The sequence below is a fragment of the Sporosarcina sp. genome (assembly GCF_029257255.1).
Taxonomy (GTDB): Bacteria; Bacillota; Bacilli; order Bacillales_A; family Planococcaceae; genus Sporosarcina.
Genome location: NZ_JARICI010000009.1, coordinates 15,780 through 31,618, shown reverse-complemented (window position 1 = coordinate 31,618; position 15,839 = coordinate 15,780). Strand labels below are relative to the sequence as shown.

Here is a 15,839-nt window from a genome sequence, read left to right as displayed (position 1 = left end):
CGGATGACAATGAAAAGAATAGCAGGCTGGTTTTTCTCACTAGTATTTGTAAGCAGTTTAGTAGTCGGCTGCTCAACCGACCCATCAGATCTTGTTAAAGTGAAAGGCGACGGCGTGACATTCAGCGAGTATTTTAAACCCTTCGACCATCTGGATGAAAGAGAGCACGTCAAATTCTATAAACCGATTCCGATTATTGAATCCGATCCGTCACTATCCGAAAAAATGAAAACCGCTGTAAAAACGATTGACCCGACTAAGCTGCCATTCCGAGCTGATGTGCAGAAAGTCTATCTGGTCACGTCCAAAGATCAGAATGGTAAAGTGAGAAATCAAGTGCAGGTAAGCTACTTTAGTGAAGATGAGTATGGACAGTCCGATGACTTTTTTATTATTTCTGTAACAGAAGCCGATAAAAACCCGCTTGAATCGTATGATATTACGGACAAAGTGGACTCTGTTGGCAACGTAATTAAAAAGGAACAGTTAACGGAAGATCTGTCTATCTACCAGCAAATCCTCACGACCGACAGTGCGTTATTGTATCGGTATTATGAAGAAACGGATAAAGGCATAGAGGTTGTAGGGACCGCTGCCAATGAATTCTACGCTTATTATGAAGGACATATTTATCACATAGGATACTCGATTGACAGAGAACAGAATGACGAGCAAATGCAGGAAAAGATGCTGCAGACGGTCCGTGAGTACATCACAGCCAGTACGTCTCCCCAATAAGCATTTTCTTTAATTGGGATGGATCCAGCTGTCGTCTGTTCCACTCTATATCCAGTCGTTCAATCGCTTCCGGGCCGGTGTCGTCAGCCAAATGATAGGCACCGTAATGCATCGGAATAAATGTCTTTCCACTTAGTTCAAGGAAAGCTTTCACAGCATCTTCCGGATTAATATGGTCCACTTTCATGAACCAATCGGGTTCGTAAGCTCCAATGGGCATCAGCACAGTTTGGATAGTGAATTTCGCAGCAATCTCTTGAAATCCGCGGAAGTAACCTGTGTCACCGACAAAATAGACGGAATGTTCCTTGCTTTCGATGATCCAGCCGCCCCAATGCGAAGTGTTCGTATCTGTCAGCGTCCGCTTCGTCCAGTGCTGTGCGGGTACGAAGGTGAATGTCAGATCATCAAGCAGGAAGGAATCGTACCATTCAGCTTCCACTACTTTTTTATAGCCGCGTCTTTTGAAAGCATTTTTCAAACCAGCGGGAACGAAATAGGTTGGCTTGCCTTTCAAGCGTCTTAGCGTGGGGAAATCCAAGTGATCATAATGACCATGCGAAATAAACACGATATCAATTTCCGGCAGTTCGTTTAGTTTGATGCCAGGTTCGGTTAAACGTTTCATAATCGGCATGCGGGACGCCCACACTGGATCGGTAATCATATTGATCCCGTTCATTTGAATCAAAAACGTCGAGTGTCCGATCCATGTGATGGAAGCTTCGGTTCTATTGGCGATTAGCCGGTTACTTTCTTTGTGAGGTGCCTGTTCTATTAACATACTGAGATCTTTTTGATTTTTTCTGCGTTCATTTTGCCAGCGTAGGAGATCAGGCAGGGAGTTGCCGCTGCTTACATGATCCAGGTTGGCGTAGCGCTTTTTCAGTGACATGAATGATCTTCCTTTCGCATTTCTTTGGAGGTGCCTGTGGAGGTGCCTGTGTGCCACACAAATCCAAAACTATTCTGAATAGTTTTCAAGTTGTTTTGCGCACAGGCACATCAGTCCATAGTAGTTTAATGGAAAATAAGCGTGAATTTCAAATAATGGAGACTTGCATTGAAAATACTTGAATATGAACCTGACGATTTTTGGTTTAAATTTGGCTTGCTATCTATTTATTCTACTAGGAGCTGAGGGTGCTGTTTGCGGAGGACTGTGGATGTCATAGTACTTTATTGCAATATAATTTCGGAAACGGGGTACTGGTATGATGCTGATTCAGGTTGTATATGTAGTGTTGATATGGGTTGTACCCATTCTTCTCGCTTGGCGTGCCGTTAGAAAAATGGATGAAGAGAAACGGCATGAAGTGATAAAAGAAATTAAAAGTCCTCTATTCTTTTTAGGAATTGCGCCTCTGTTTTTTGGGTTGCTGCTATTTCTAACTGGTTCAGTTTCAGCTACTGGAATAAAATTTTTGCAACATGTGGGAATGGGTCTATTTTTCTTTGGCTGGTGTGTTGTGTGGGTGGAGGAACTGTTGGATAAAAATAAAAGTACGGCAAAAGGTATTGGTATGATTGCGGTGGGGATAGTTGGTGTCGCCACTTATATTTATCTCTATAACTGTGATTGCGTTTAAGAATGACCAGTGCATTACTGTTTTTGTAACAAATTGCAGTGCGATACCTGAATAAATACGTGTACCGCGAATCACTTCTCCACAAATTTTCAATGATGATACTTACTCCAGACAACCTCGTGAATTAAAAAGTTATTTCACCAGATAGTCTCAAAACCCCTTCCGTATTCAGATAAATTTGAAACCTTGTTTTTCCTTTTTCGTATATAGAAGCAAGGGGTTTGAGATGGTCTCTTTCTTAAATTTCATAGTGATGAATCAGTCCGATTATTGTACTGATTCATGAATCAGGTCATGCATTTTTTTAAGGTATTCGATGTGAGAGTATGTGAGTTTTCAATTGGTAATGTAATGCCGAGTTGGTATTTTTTAATTAAGAAAGCTTATTTATTCAGGCAGTGTGGTTAACTATCTTTCATTTTCCATAATTTTTACACTGATACAATGCCTGATTTCATTTATTAAAAGTTCATTAAAGGGGGAGAGATTTTGAAGCTGAAATCTATGGTAGTTGTGTTCTTGAGTATAATTTTTCTAGTTGCAGGCTGCTCTACAAATGAAAACGTTACAAGCGAATTGACATTACCTGAAGATACACCAGAGTTTGTTAAAGAAAGTGATTTCGAGAAAATTGATTGGGATAAAAAAGCCGTGAAGCTGCAAGACAATATGATCGGGAATGAAAATAAATCAGGTGTTATTGGTGTGGATCAGCCAAGTTTAAGCGTGCAAAAGTGGATGTGGCACCTTTGGGGGATTGAGAATCCTAGTGCTACTCAGCTAACGGTCGTTGGTTTTCACAGAGAAACGGGTACTGTCCATCAGATCCTGACAACAGGTTGGACCATAGATCTGGCAGGAGAGAATAATGGAGCAGATGCACATGCACCTTCCAGTGTAAAGATTCCGATTGCTGGAGAATGGGCACTCTTGCTGTATACGAATGAGGTTTTATTTGATGAATTGGTTTATGAAATTACTGAATAGTACGTGTGCAATATAATTTCTTTACCAGCAAAAAGTTATGTAAGTTGAAATGACAGTGCGACCTTTCCTATACAACCAGACCACGTTTTTAATTGAAGAAAAGGAGGGAGAAGCAATGGAGAAGAAATTCATTCTTACGGAAAGTGGCTATTTATCTTATTGGTTTGGTGGCAAACAAAGCCCTGATGCAAAATGTCTGGTTTTTGTACATGGTATGACTGCTGATCATTCAATGTTTGATAAGCAAGTCGAATGTTTCCGTAACGAATATAAAATTATTATGTTAGATCTTCCTCTTCATGGAGAGTCTCGTAATTATATAAATTTTACACTTTCAAATATAGCTGATGTACTAGATGCTTTATTAGAGTTGGAAAATATAAGTGAAGTTACTGTAATTGGTCAGTCTTTAGGAGGCTATGTTTGTCAGGAGTTTGGAATTCGTTATCCTGAAAAAGTTAAAGGGTTTGTTGGCATAGACACAACTCCTTTTGGACATGATTATTACCCGAAATGGGAAAGAGCTATTTTATCCAAAATCAGTTTTTTATCGTCGTTAATTCCTTATAAAACGTTAATCAAAAGCATTTCTAAAGGTGCCACTAGAACGGATTATGCTTATGCAAATATGTATTCTTCCGTTTCTAAACTTAGTAAAAAGGAAATCATCAACATCATGGACGTCTCCTATAACGAGTTGCTGAAGAGAACGAAAACAGCTGAATTCACCTTTCCTGTTTTATTAGTAATTGGGGAGAATGATCATACAGGGAATGTGAAGAAATATAATTATAAGTGGTCAGCTCGGAGTGGGCATCCGGTAGCCGTGATAAGTGATGCTGCTCATAATTCGAATGTTGACAACTACAATGAATTTAATCGTGTATTGGCGGGTTTTTTAAGTATGTAAGGGTGCCTGTGCGCCACACAACTCGTAAATTATTCAGAATTGTTTCGAAGTTGTGTGGCGCACAGGCACTTCGAATAGGGGGAGGGGATAAAATGAGACCAGAATTAGATAAAGAATTAAAAGCGAATGAATTTAGAGACTTTTATTGGTTGAAAGAAGAATTACAAATTTTTTGCAGAGAACATGGTATGAGTGCGTCTGGTTCTAAAAGTGAAATCACAGAGAGAATTGCTATATTTCTTGAAACAGGAAAAACACAAAAACCAATGAGGAAAAGAAGTCCTTCGTCACAAGAAATGAAATTGGAAGAGTTACGTTTAGATACGGTGATTACAGAATACCATCGTTGTAGTCAGGTAGTTAGGGTATTCTTTCAATCTGTAATTCCAAAATTTCATTTCTCAACCTATATTCAAGACTATTTTAAGGGAAATGTAGGGAAGACATATCGGGATGTTGTGGATGCATGGTATGAGGAAGAGGAAAGAAAAAAAGACCCATCCTATAAAACACAAATAGGTTCACAATTTGAATACAATCAATTTACCAGAGATTATTTTGCGGATCCCAAAAACATGAATAAAAACAGAGAAGACTTAATTGAAGCCTGGAATATTGTTAAATCTTTACCGGGTAGTAATAAATATAATGGATAATTTTATTTGCAACACTTTATTCTGTATCACTGGTATGTGCATGTGCAATACACAAATTTCCCGCTTTTGAGGAGGATAAAGCTATTGAGAAAAGTATTTCCTCTACTATTGTTTGCCGTTATTTTGACCGCTTGTAACCGAGTAAAAGATAGCGATATTGTATTTGAGCAAGAAGAAATTACAAGTAACTTAGATAAACTTGAAGAGTTTATCAAAAATGTTGAAAATGAAAATGAAGATAAAATTCGTATTGTACGAAGAACTATTGAAGGCGATCCGATTTTTGATACTCTTGATTATAACGGTGAAAGTATTACTTACACGCACGATGATTCACATGATAAATTTGGTGGTTCTGATAAAGGAACAGAAAGTGGAACTTGCGAGAATCTGGAAAGTAAAACTAGTGAAAGAGGAATGAAATATTACTTAACTGAATGTTCTTCTGAAACCGGAAAGCATTTTGATTTTGAAATTCCAGAGTAAGTAAGCGGGGTTGATTGGAAGTGGGATCCTCATGGGGATCATGACAATACTTCTTGGCTTACTGCTTTAAATACCTGAAAGACATTCAACATGTAATGATTGTTCATGGTTTCAAATGTAGAAATGGAAAAGGTGGTAACTTTGATGAAGAAATTTGTAATAATTTTACTGATGGCAAGTGCGTTATTTTTATCAGCCTGCAGTGAAGACAGCGAAACAAACTATTTCCTGTCAAAAGATGAGGCGTTGGAAAATCTTATTCAAAGTGAAGGGATTGAAGGCAATATCGACTTGATCACAACAATGAACGAAGAAGAACTATTAGTGATTGAACATGATAAAAATACGTATTCTGCCGGTGAATTACTGAAAGATAAAAAAGGCTACGTTGCCCAAAGAATTTCAGCAACGGTTGTGATGGAGCTCGGCGGAAGCTGGGAATTGGAGACGAAATCCAAGCACAAATATACCATTTATTTTGAAAAAGAGCAGGAAAATCAATACTACTACCAATTATCGAATGAAGATTATTACGTGTCGCTTGCAGAAGGACATCAGATAAGTGATCCTGCACCGAGTTTTACGGATTCGATAAAAGAGATCCGGGCGGTGACAAAGTAAAGAAGATATATGCAGATTGTAGGCGTGCCTGTGTGCTACACAATTTGGAAACTATTCTGAAGTGTTTCGAAGTTGTCTGGTACACAGGCACCTGAGTTTTTCATGCAGAAAGGTTGAGTATCCAATGACCAAACATAAAATTTATTCGATGAGTTTTGCGAAAGTCTATCCTCTTTATGTGGCGAAGGCGGAGCGGAAAGAGCGTACGAAAGCAGAAGTGGATGAAATCATTTATTGGCTGACAGGTTATAATGAAGAAGAGCTGGAAGTGCATTTGGAAAAGCAGACAGATTTTGAGACGTTTTTGGCGGAGGCTCCGCAGCTTAATCCGTCCCGGGAATTGATTAAGGGCGTTGTCTGTGGCGTCCGGGTGGAAGATATCGAGGAGTCCGTCATGCAGGAAATTCGTTATTTGGATAAGCTGATTGATGAGCTGGCCAAAGGAAAGAAGATGGAGAAAATTTTGCGGGAGTGAGAGTGCCTGTGTACCACACAACTTGAAGGCTATTCTGAATTGTTTTTGATTTGTGTGGCACACAGGAACTTTAAAGAAAGGGTGCTGAAAATGAGTTTATCCGAAAATAAATATGTTACAGGTGTTGTAATGATTGGAGTTACACTATTGCTAGTTGTTTCTCTTTTAATCGCGGGTACCAGTTATTTTAATACGAAGGAAATCAGTGCATTGAGTTCACAATGTCATGAAAACGGCGGTGAAGAGACAATCGAAATCTTTAATAATCTTACAAGTGAATATTCATTTGAGTGCAGGTGATTAGATAGTGGTTGTTCTAGAAACAGGGCCAAATTGTTGGGGAAGCCGATAATAAATAAAAGTACATTGAAAGGAGATTATAATGAAAAAAATTAGAGCCATTTTTATTGGTGATGTCCGGTTTGATCAATGTCCGGTTTTTGAATTGAATAACGAAACGAACTACTTTGAAATGATCATTGACAAAGAGTGTAAATATGAAAAAGTTGTTGTCGAAGAAGATGATGACTTTTTGATCTTTGAAATAGAAAAAGATGTTGCAACCATGTTGAATTGAGTGGCACACAGGCACGCGTAATGAGAGTGCGAGTTACAGACAGAAATGGGGGTCAGTGGATGGAATACTGGGAGTTAACAGAAAATCCGCAGGACGAAGTGTATTCGCAGTTGATCCAGATCCTTTTCGATTACTCAGATAAGTTCTATTTCATCACAAGAAAGGAACTTACATACAACCAGGAAGTACTGGCTCAGTTCGCTCCTTATGTTCTGGAATCTTATAAAACCAAGACGTGGGCGAATACCATGACAAAGGGTCCTGCGGCTACAGTTTTTGTTATGGAGATAAATGAGACAACATGCAATTTAGTAAAACACTATGCGCATTCGTTATATGATTGGGTGGCTCCGGGATTGCCCGAAGATCTGACTTTCATAAAGAATGGCTTTGCATGGTTTAGTTGTACGACACACGAGGAATTCGGCGGCTTTTCTATTCGCTCCTCGTATTACAGGGAGTTGATTTGTGCGGTGGAAGGTTTGAACATACAGAGATCCGAATAAATTCTGACAGAAAGCGGTGCTGCATGAAATTTTTCAAGAAGATGAATGACAAAGAATCGAGCAACTGGAGAAGTGCCACCATACTTGGTTTTTATACATATATGCTCGTTTCTGCGTGTAATTATTTTTATTACATTCTGTCAGAGCGTATTCTGATTTCTCCGCCGCTCGTTTTTGGCAGCGGGCTGCTAGCAGCGGTTGTCTATGAATTTATATTGAACCGGAAAAGTTAGGGTGCCTGTGTACCAAACAATTCGGAAGCTATTCTGAATTGTTTGCGATTTGCGTGCTGCGCAGGCACCATCAAAATTTAGATTGGAGACAGATCAATGGAATTCGTAACGTATACAGATCCACAGCAATTTTCACTAAAAGCAAAGCCAATCCTGACAAAGCACGAAGATACATTCAGTCTGTTCTACGGCATAATGGAAGCGATCAAAGCAGGGCAGTATGACAATCCATTCATGGCGGTCATGGAAGATGAAGGGGAAGTGGCCGCGCTACTGCAGATGACGCCTCCTTATCCACTGAATATTATCGTCAACAATACGGAAAAAGCAGATGAAATATTGGAGCAAGTGGTTCAGCAACTCGCCGAACAATCCATCTCGTTTCCTTCGGTGATCAGCAAAAAGGAATGGGCGATTTCATTCGCAGAGAAGTGGAAGAAGGCAACGGGCAGCGCGTTTGAAGTGAAAATTGATGAAGGAGTCTACCGGCTCGATGCGGTTAATCCGGAGCTGGAAGACAGTCCAGGGAACTGGCGTGTGGCAACGAAGAGAGACGTACTGCAGATCGCTGCATGGCTGATGCTATTCGAGAAAGAAGCTGGCTTGCCGCTTACTCCGAAGGACGAGGTGCGGGAGGAAGTTGCCTCATTCATCGGCAGACAAGAAGTGTTCGTCTGGGAGAATGAAGGAAAAGTCGTGTCAATGATGAAGAAGGCACGTCCGACTGAGTGCGGTGTGACGGTTTCGATGGTTTTCACACCGAGACATGAGCGCAGGAAAGGCTACGGCAGGACAATGGTCGCGAAAGTCTCCGCTGAACTACTGAAGGAGTTTGAATTCTGCGTGCTGTTTACGGACCTAGCAAATGCTACGGCGAATAAGATCTATCAGGAGATCGGTTATGTGCAGATTGCGGATTTTGCGGTGGTTGAGGTGGGCTGAAATAGTGGTCAAGACTGCTTAGTGGTTGAAATGGTGCCTGTGTGCCACACGATTCGGAAACTATTCTGAATTGTTCTGAAGTTGTTTGGCGCACAGGCACGAGAAAAAAGGGAAGGGTGAGGAGGATTTTATTCGCATCGAAAAAGGACGGCGTGTACTTTGCGGCAGTTTGGATCACGGTGGCGATTATCGCGGTGAGTATCGGGCTTGAGAGTAAATTTAATTTGGCGTCTGTTCTGTGGCTGCTGTTCGGCTTGCTGTTGATAGGATTTCTGTTGTGGATCTGGTTCGGCACGACTTATCATGTCGGAGAAGAGACCCTCACTATCCGCAACGGCCCGCTCGTGTACCGGGTTCTGATTGCAGACATTCGCAGGGTGCGCAAAGTGAAGAGCGTGTTGGCGACGCCCGCGCTGTCCGTGGACAGATTGGCGTTGGAATATGGGAAATACCGGGATATCCAAATCTCACCGAAGAATGAGACGCAATTTGTCAGAATGCTAGCATCCCGAAATCCGCGTATTGAAGTGGAAGCAAAACTATTGGGTTCTTAAGCAGCCGAACCGTTTTGAAAAGTCGAGGTTCCAGACTTTTTGAAGCGGTTTTTTCATTTTCCCGGACACCTATTCAACATGATAAAACTGATCCACCAAATTATAAATTGCCACCAGTTCATACAGGATGATTAGCTCGGGAGGGAATTGTGTTGGATGGATTTCATTATTTTTCGTCAGTTCTTCATTGTCTTCCCAGAAAAGATCCGTGATGTTTTTTAGTTGCTGCTGATGCTTGACTGAATCATAATCCCTCGAAGATTTCAGGTCGTCTGCCAGTTCGGTTACGGCCTGCATAATAAGATCCCGTTCCGCCGTCGTCCAGGAAATGGTGGACAGGGGCATTTGCAGCAGCGTGCCGACGTGGTATTCCAGTTTATGCAGGAAAACTAACTGCTTTTCGGCCATGTGCAGCGCTTCTTTATTGCCACCGGCCAACAGATGCAGTTTCGATTCGTCACGCTGGAAATAGATTAGAGTTTCCGTCTTTCTGATTTCATTTGTGAGCTGATCCAGGATCGCCTGCTCTGTCCCGTGGTTTGCGTTACTGTCGTACAGTATGGTCCGGAATGTCTGCTCGAGCATTCCGCCGGCCCGCTCGCCGATTCGCTGGATATTCTCCGCGATTGCCTTGCTGTAATTGGGTGGAAAGACGAGCATGTTAACCGCCGTGGACACCAGCAATCCCGTCGTTGTCGTTCCGAGCCGAATGAAAAATGCGATCAAGTAATTGCTGTGGATGACTTCCACCATGGCGACTGCCGTCAATGTGGCAACTAGCAGGCCTGCGTGAAGTTTCAGCCGGTAACAGACGAGGATCGTGCAGACCGCGGCCAGTGTATAGGTGATTGGGGAATTCCCGAAAAGTGCGATGAAAAATACAGCGAATGCAGAACCGATGGCAGAGGCAGGAAATCGGACGATCCCTTTTTTGATGGAATCACTGACAGTCGGCTCGATCGTGACAATCGCTGTGATGACTGCAAATACAGGAGGCCAGTTAAACCACTCGCAGATAACGGCCGTTAAAAATATAGCCAGTCCTGTTTTTATTATTCGGCTGCCGTGAAATTGAAACGATCGCATTTGGTTTTCTCCTCCTCTTCCTTCCTGTCGGGTGCCTGTGTGCTGCGCAAATTAGACACTATTCTGAATTGTTCTGGATTTGTGTGACGCACAGGCACGTCCTCGTCCAAATAAAAAATGACCCACCGTGGTCCGCATTGTGAAGAGGCGTGGTGGGTACTGATGCTGTAAATATAGCATGTTGGAATTAGGCTGTAAAGCGGTCACGTATGGTGGCAACTGGGGTGGTACTACGGGAATCTAAGCTCTCCTCTCTTAATGGAGACGGGAGCTTTATATATTGGAGGAAAAATGAATGTTTTTTCCTTTTTTCATCTCCAATAATTTCAGGAAAGCCTCCTCATTGGCTGTCTGGGCTTGCAGTATTTAATGCATACTCCTTTCGTCTGGACACTCGTTAGAACCGTAGCCGCCGAATCGTAAAATGGCTCGAACTATAATCCGGCATGCCCGAAAACCCCCAAATAAATGTGCAAATTTCATTTTTTCTATTAAAACCCATACCAAAAACAAGTTTTATGAATTCCTTGCCTGATAGCTAAGCACTTTTTGACATTCAACATGCAATTTTATCGTTTTGACGATTGAATGCCTTCCCGCCTACAATCAGATCAACATGCCGTTAGAATAGTCAGTTTATTCTTTTGGTGGTAGAATAAAAGGAATTAGAGGTGGCAGGGAACATAGAAATCACGTCAAGGATCGTGAAGCGAATCCCTCTAGATCGATTAATGGATTTGAAAGTGGATTATGCATTTAAGCAGCTGTTCGGCAATGAACCGAACCAGGAAATCACGATCGTGTTTTTGAATGCTGTGCTGAAAAGGACGGGACAGGACCGAATTACCGGTATTTCTTTTACCAATCTGGAAGCAGGCGGAGAATATGCGGAAGACAAACAGTCACGCCTGGATTTATTGGTCGTTACGGAGAAGGGCGAGTGGATCAATGTAGAGATCCAGTTTAATAATCAATATGATATGGTGGCGCGCTCCCTTTTTTATTGGGCATCTGTCTACCGTAATCAGATGCGGAAGAAGATGGCGTACAGGGAGTTGAACCCTGTCATTACAGTGAATTTGATGAATTTTAATTTGTTTCATCAGACAGACAGTTTCCATACGACCTTTTGTCTATATGAGCAGGAAAAGCGTTTCCGGCTGACCGATATGATGGAAATGCATTTTGTGGAGATGCCGAAATTGATCCGGGCTTGGAAAGAAGGGAAATTGGATCCTCGGGATGATGTGCTGGCGAGGTGGCTGCTGTTACTTGGTATAGTCGATCAGCGGAACGGGGAAATCTACGACGATATTTTGAAAGAACTGGAGGAGATCGCTATGAAAGATGAGTCGCTTCATCAGGCGTTCGAAAGCTGGGAGTCGCTCAGCAGATCGCCTGAAGAAATCTATGCGTATGAATCCAGGCTAAAACGGATCCTGGATGAAGAAGCCGTGGTTCGGGAGGCGGAGCTTCGGGGGGAAGAAAGAGGAGAGAAAAGAGGAGAAAAGAAAGGAGCAGAGAAAGGAGAGAAAAGAACTCTGAGGAAAATGGCTCGTTACATGCTCAGCAATGGAATTGAGGCGGAAAAGGTTGCTGAAGAAACAGGGTTGAAACTTCAAGAGGTGCTGGAGATTCAGGCGGAAACGCACAACTGAAGCAAGAGGGAGTCTAATGGAATCGGTGAACTAGAACGTGCGGATCAGCCGCCGAGTCAAGTGCTGATGGAGGAGATCGCGGACGATGATGGGTTCGATAAGCTGCCTATCGGTGATGACACAATGCTCGTGGTGCTTCAGATGTTCGGTAACGACGATCTGGCGTTCATCGTAGTGAATGAAACGGAAGAAATAAGACGGCCGGCAGGAGAAATTCGATGCAGGCCGTCTTATTTTTGAACGACTGTGCCCCTTCCTCTATACTGAATACATGAACTAGAGAGGGGCAATCACATGGGAAAGACACTGAACCAACTGGCCGGCTGGCTGGAGATGAATGTGACTTTTACAGAATCTGAATTCGATTTCTCGGAAAACGGGGAATCTTTCTACATAATGGAAGAAGGTGCGGATGAAGCGTTTGCGGTCTGCACGGTTGATGCCGAAGACCGCCTGATGCATTTCGAGTATCTTGATCCGGATGAATACGGCACGAGCGGATCCAAGCCGGGGGATATGCCGGCTGTCGCGGAGGCGTTCATCCGTGAATTTCATCCGGACGGGCTGAAGACGTACCGGCTGCAGTCGGTGATTGATCTGGATGATCCCTATTTGGTGGGGTACGGCATACAGGACGAGCGTTACGGGCTGGATCTGCCTGGCATCGGTTTCTCCCTGACGATCACGGCGGCAGGCAAAGTCGTGCAGTTCAGTTTCGATGAAGGGCCTGCCGACGTGCGCTATCCGGAGCACGTCATTTCAGAGGAAGAAGCGAAAGAAGCTTATATGGAGCGCACCGATTTCTAACTGGAGATCCAGAAGACCGATACGGAATTGTTCCGCAACGGCGATGATACATACCGGCTCGTGTGGTCGATGAAGGAAGCGGCGGTTGACATCCCGGCTGACGGCAGCGAACCGGACAGCGTGGCGGAGGGCAGGGAGTATGAGCCGCTCCCAGCCCATTTGCCTGCGGACACTCCTCTCCGCCGGATGATTGGCATCGCGGAGCAGCATGTGAAGATCGGCGAGCAACAGGATGATGGAGTGCAAGTTGAAAAGTGGCAGCATCCTTCATTGGAAACGCCGGATGAAATCGACTTCAGTGAAGCGTATTCACCGAATATGGTCACGATCCATTACGACAGCGCGAACCGGCCGGTCTATGTCTGTAACGGCGAAGAGTGGACGGGTGAGGAAGATGAGCTGGACGGGGAAATACTTCTGCGGCATGCGCTTGATTACCTGTACAGACTGTTCCCGGATGCGCCGCAGCATTTCTGGATGGTGAAGCCGGACGTTGATGAAGAGTGGGAGGAACTGGAGGAGTTCGTCGAGGAGCTGATGGACGAGCTGGATGAATTAAATGAAGAAGGATGTCCAGATGAGGACGAAGAGTGGATTGATGGGCCCGATGAATCGGAAGAAGAGGATGCGCAGGAATTCTTTTTCCAGTTTCATTTGAACGGTGTGCCGGTCGAAGGTCATACGGTACTTGTCTCGGTCGGTCGTTACTCCGGTCGGATCATCACCTCCACCATGGAACCGACAGAAGAACTTCCGCCGGCAGACACGCGAACTGTCCCCGTGCTGACGAAACAGCAGGCTAGGGAGAAGTTGGTGCAGCAGATGAAGATGAAACTCGAGATGATGATGGAGTTCGATGAAGAGGGAAAGACGTTTTACAAACTGACGTATCTGCCATCATTCCCGGAAACGGACGGCCATGTGCGCATGATCGATGCGGAGAATGGCAAGGCGTATTATATGGATATGGGCGGGTCGATATTTTATTAAGGGTGCCTGTGTGCCAAACAAACGTGAAAGTTCAAACATTCACGTTTGTTTGAACAGTCATGAATGTTTTCCACACAGGCACCGCTGCCCTTAATTCCGTAAAATGATATAAACCAAATACACTACGTACAAAACGGCGAGCACGAGTCCTTCGCGCTTTCCGATTTTGAAGCCGGTTCTTGAAAAGATCAGTAATAACACAGTCAGAATGATCATAAAGATGACGTCAATAACGACCTCGCCGCTTACTGCCAATGGAGAAATGGCTGACGAGGCGCCTAGTACAAATAAGATATTGAAGATATTACTCCCCACAATATTCCCGAGCGCTATTTCACTTTCTTTTTTCAATGCAGCTGTAATAGAAGTGACCAGTTCAGGAAGTGATGTACCAATCGCGATAATCGTCAGCCCGACCAGCGTTTCGCTCATGCCGAGAGAATAGGCAATTTCCGTGCCGTTCGTTACCACCAGATTCCCGCCGAATATGATGGCAGCCAGCCCGAGCAGCGTGACGGCAATATTCTTGCCCCAGCTGATATCCGTTTCCGGTGGCTTAATTTCCGCGTCTTTCCGGCTTTTCAGACCGGTCTCAATGACATAATACATAAAGATGGACAGGAACAGCAGGAAAATAAAACCGTCGCCGCGTGAAATAACATTGCTGCCGAATCCCTGCAGCACTACGTCACTCATCAGGATCAGCAAGGCTACGCTTGCGAGTAGCGTGAACGGAATTTGTTTTTTGATTGTCTCACTGTCCACTTTCAGCGGGTAAAGAAAAGCAGCCATTCCGACAACTAGCGTAATGTTGAAAATGTTGCTGCCGACCACGTTCCCTACCGCGACACCCGAACTGCCTTCGAGCGCTGCGATAATACTGACTGTTGCTTCCGGAGAACTGGTGCCGAAAGCGACGATGGTCAGGCCGATTAAGAGAGGCGGAACCCGGAGAAGTCTTGCGATATTGGAGGATCCGTTAACGAAAAAGTCCGCTCCTTTGATCAATAATGCAAATCCTACAAGTAATAAAATATATGCCATTGTTTTATTCGCTCCTGTTTCCTTCGAGTATTCTTCCTAGTATTTCAAGTCACGTTACATACATACCCATTATAACGGAATATAAAAAGGAATCACTTAGGTGAGGTGCCTGTGCGCCAAACAAACATGAAAGTTTGAACATTCACGTTTGTTTGAGTAATTACGAATATATATGATCAGGCGTTGTGATGAATCTAGGCACCTTGTTAATTCAAATTAAACAGATTTGAAATGATCTCGTCACTTCCCGGTGAAAACATAAACAGGATAATGAAATACATGCCACTCCTAGGATGATCAAGCTCCATTTTTTGTTTTTCATTATACCTGAGACTACTAGAAATAAACCTGCAAATAATAGTAAGAAATACCAAACTCCCATAACTTCACCTCGTTTCATATATGGCGGGCAATCATGAAAATATCATGGATGGACAGCGCGTTCGTTCAGTTCTTCATCAGATAATAATACTCATTTGACCTGTCTACCTGAAAAGTTAAATCATCATGTGCATGGAGTACGGAAGCAGGCGATGACCCGGTGCGGCTGCCGTCCGTAAAATGAATGCCGTATCCGTTATTCGCAGGATATCCATATACATAGCAGACCACTTTACCGTCCTTCATGAAAACTAGCTGATCCATACCTTCGCTCACTGTTTCACTGATTCTGTCCCACTTGTATCCGACAGTTTCGTAGATTTGATCCAGTGATGTATACGGATCAAAAGAATAGACGAGATCCCATTTAAACGGGGTGACATCGGCTAAATTCACAGATTCGGGGGAATCTCCAATGTTGACTACTTCTTGTTGCAGCAGCGCTTCATTTGATTTCCATAAATCTTTTTTGAATGCCCTGACTAATACAAAGGCGAGTAATACCACAATAAACAAGATCACGATTCTTTTCCGTGTCATACTCATAATTTGTCCTCTTTTCCAGATTTAATAAGTTCTATTATTTATATGTAAACGAA

22 protein-coding genes are annotated in these 15,839 nt (G+C 43.3%); 18 read left to right on the top strand and 4 right to left on the bottom strand.

Annotated features, from left to right (window positions below; genetic code table 11):
* Positions 1 to 3 precede the first annotated feature (3 nt).
* Complete coding sequence (locus tag Q1J64_RS02200; RefSeq protein WP_301107461.1) at positions 4 to 738, top strand: hypothetical protein; 735 nt, start codon at positions 4 to 6, stop codon at positions 736 to 738.
* Here the strand turns inward: Q1J64_RS02200 and Q1J64_RS02195 are convergent.
* Positions 713 to 1,627 carry an MBL fold metallo-hydrolase gene (locus Q1J64_RS02195; RefSeq protein WP_301107589.1) on the bottom strand — a complete coding sequence of 305 codons (915 nt, stop codon included), beginning with the start codon at positions 1,625 to 1,627 and terminating at the stop codon, positions 713 to 715. The genes Q1J64_RS02200 and Q1J64_RS02195 overlap by 26 nt on opposite strands.
* 325 nt (positions 1,628 to 1,952) lie before the next feature.
* Here Q1J64_RS02195 and Q1J64_RS02190 point away from each other — a divergent pair, with 325 nt between their 5' ends.
* From Q1J64_RS02190 to Q1J64_RS02130, 13 genes are all read left to right on the top strand, one after another.
* Positions 1,953 to 2,327, top strand: coding sequence for a hypothetical protein (locus Q1J64_RS02190; RefSeq protein WP_301107460.1), 375 nt, complete (start codon positions 1,953 to 1,955; stop codon positions 2,325 to 2,327).
* A gap of 489 nt (positions 2,328 to 2,816) precedes the next feature.
* Entirely contained in the window at positions 2,817 to 3,314 is a 498-nt protein-coding gene (locus Q1J64_RS02185; RefSeq protein ID WP_367183378.1) for a DUF4871 domain-containing protein, read from the top strand.
* 115 nt (positions 3,315 to 3,429) lie between these two features.
* Complete coding sequence (locus tag Q1J64_RS02180; RefSeq protein WP_301107459.1) at positions 3,430 to 4,224, top strand: alpha/beta fold hydrolase; 795 nt, start codon at positions 3,430 to 3,432, stop codon at positions 4,222 to 4,224.
* A 92-nt stretch (positions 4,225 to 4,316) separates the two neighbouring features.
* Entirely contained in the window at positions 4,317 to 4,880 is a 564-nt protein-coding gene (locus Q1J64_RS02175) for a DUF6434 domain-containing protein (protein WP_301107458.1), read from the top strand.
* Between the two features lie 84 nt (positions 4,881 to 4,964).
* On the top strand, positions 4,965 to 5,366 hold the full coding sequence (locus tag Q1J64_RS02170; RefSeq protein WP_301107457.1) for a DUF4362 domain-containing protein: 402 nt from the start codon (positions 4,965 to 4,967) through the stop codon (positions 5,364 to 5,366).
* Positions 5,367 to 5,510: 144 nt separating this feature from the next.
* Positions 5,511 to 5,987: a hypothetical protein gene (locus Q1J64_RS02165; protein ID WP_301107456.1), complete on the top strand. Its 477-nt coding sequence runs from the start codon at positions 5,511 to 5,513 to the stop codon at positions 5,985 to 5,987.
* Positions 5,988 to 6,111: 124 nt separating this feature from the next.
* A complete protein-coding gene (locus Q1J64_RS02160) occupies positions 6,112 to 6,462 on the top strand; it encodes a DUF2200 domain-containing protein (RefSeq protein WP_301107455.1) in 351 nt (116 codons plus the stop codon).
* Between the two features lie 90 nt (positions 6,463 to 6,552).
* Positions 6,553 to 6,762 (top strand): hypothetical protein, encoded by a 210-nt coding sequence (locus tag Q1J64_RS02155; RefSeq protein WP_301107454.1) that lies wholly within the window; start codon positions 6,553 to 6,555, stop codon positions 6,760 to 6,762.
* A gap of 82 nt (positions 6,763 to 6,844) precedes the next feature.
* Positions 6,845 to 7,039: a hypothetical protein gene (locus Q1J64_RS02150; protein ID WP_301107453.1), complete on the top strand. Its 195-nt coding sequence runs from the start codon at positions 6,845 to 6,847 to the stop codon at positions 7,037 to 7,039.
* A gap of 59 nt (positions 7,040 to 7,098) precedes the next feature.
* Complete coding sequence (locus Q1J64_RS02145) at positions 7,099 to 7,545, top strand: hypothetical protein (RefSeq protein ID WP_301107452.1); 447 nt, start codon at positions 7,099 to 7,101, stop codon at positions 7,543 to 7,545.
* A gap of 23 nt (positions 7,546 to 7,568) precedes the next feature.
* Complete coding sequence (locus Q1J64_RS02140; protein WP_301107451.1) at positions 7,569 to 7,778, top strand: hypothetical protein; 210 nt, start codon at positions 7,569 to 7,571, stop codon at positions 7,776 to 7,778.
* 96 nt (positions 7,779 to 7,874) lie between these two features.
* On the top strand, positions 7,875 to 8,720 hold the full coding sequence (locus tag Q1J64_RS02135) for a GNAT family N-acetyltransferase (protein WP_301107450.1): 846 nt from the start codon (positions 7,875 to 7,877) through the stop codon (positions 8,718 to 8,720).
* A gap of 116 nt (positions 8,721 to 8,836) precedes the next feature.
* Complete coding sequence (locus Q1J64_RS02130) at positions 8,837 to 9,274, top strand: PH domain-containing protein (protein ID WP_301107449.1); 438 nt, start codon at positions 8,837 to 8,839, stop codon at positions 9,272 to 9,274.
* Positions 9,275 to 9,343: 69 nt separating this feature from the next.
* On the opposite strand, the gene Q1J64_RS02125 is transcribed toward Q1J64_RS02130, so the two are convergent.
* The gene (locus Q1J64_RS02125; protein ID WP_301107448.1) at positions 9,344 to 10,360 is read right to left on the bottom strand and encodes an aromatic acid exporter family protein; all 1,017 of its coding nucleotides are present in this window, start codon (positions 10,358 to 10,360) and stop codon (positions 9,344 to 9,346) included.
* A gap of 671 nt (positions 10,361 to 11,031) precedes the next feature.
* Here Q1J64_RS02125 and Q1J64_RS02120 point away from each other — a divergent pair.
* The 4 genes from Q1J64_RS02120 (at position 11,032) to Q1J64_RS02105 (ending at position 13,815) form a co-directional block, all read left to right on the top strand.
* A complete protein-coding gene (locus Q1J64_RS02120; protein ID WP_301107447.1) occupies positions 11,032 to 12,018 on the top strand; it encodes an Rpn family recombination-promoting nuclease/putative transposase in 987 nt (328 codons plus the stop codon).
* A 21-nt stretch (positions 12,019 to 12,039) separates the two neighbouring features.
* Positions 12,040 to 12,258, top strand: coding sequence for a protein YxiS (yxiS, locus tag Q1J64_RS02115; RefSeq protein ID WP_498051613.1), 219 nt, complete (start codon positions 12,040 to 12,042; stop codon positions 12,256 to 12,258).
* A 54-nt stretch (positions 12,259 to 12,312) separates the two neighbouring features.
* Positions 12,313 to 12,825, top strand: a complete 513-nt coding sequence (locus Q1J64_RS02110) for a hypothetical protein (protein WP_301107445.1) — start codon at positions 12,313 to 12,315, stop codon at positions 12,823 to 12,825.
* Positions 12,826 to 12,945: 120 nt separating this feature from the next.
* Positions 12,946 to 13,815 carry a hypothetical protein gene (locus Q1J64_RS02105; RefSeq protein WP_301107444.1) on the top strand — a complete coding sequence of 290 codons (870 nt, stop codon included), beginning with the start codon at positions 12,946 to 12,948 and terminating at the stop codon, positions 13,813 to 13,815.
* Positions 13,816 to 13,905: 90 nt separating this feature from the next.
* Here the strand turns inward: Q1J64_RS02105 and Q1J64_RS02100 are convergent, their stop codons facing one another.
* The gene (locus Q1J64_RS02100; RefSeq protein ID WP_301107443.1) at positions 13,906 to 14,859 is read right to left on the bottom strand and encodes a calcium/sodium antiporter; all 954 of its coding nucleotides are present in this window, start codon (positions 14,857 to 14,859) and stop codon (positions 13,906 to 13,908) included.
* A gap of 447 nt (positions 14,860 to 15,306) precedes the next feature.
* Complete coding sequence (locus Q1J64_RS02095) at positions 15,307 to 15,786, bottom strand: hypothetical protein (RefSeq protein WP_301107442.1); 480 nt, start codon at positions 15,784 to 15,786, stop codon at positions 15,307 to 15,309.
* Positions 15,787 to 15,839: the final 53 nt, after the last annotated feature.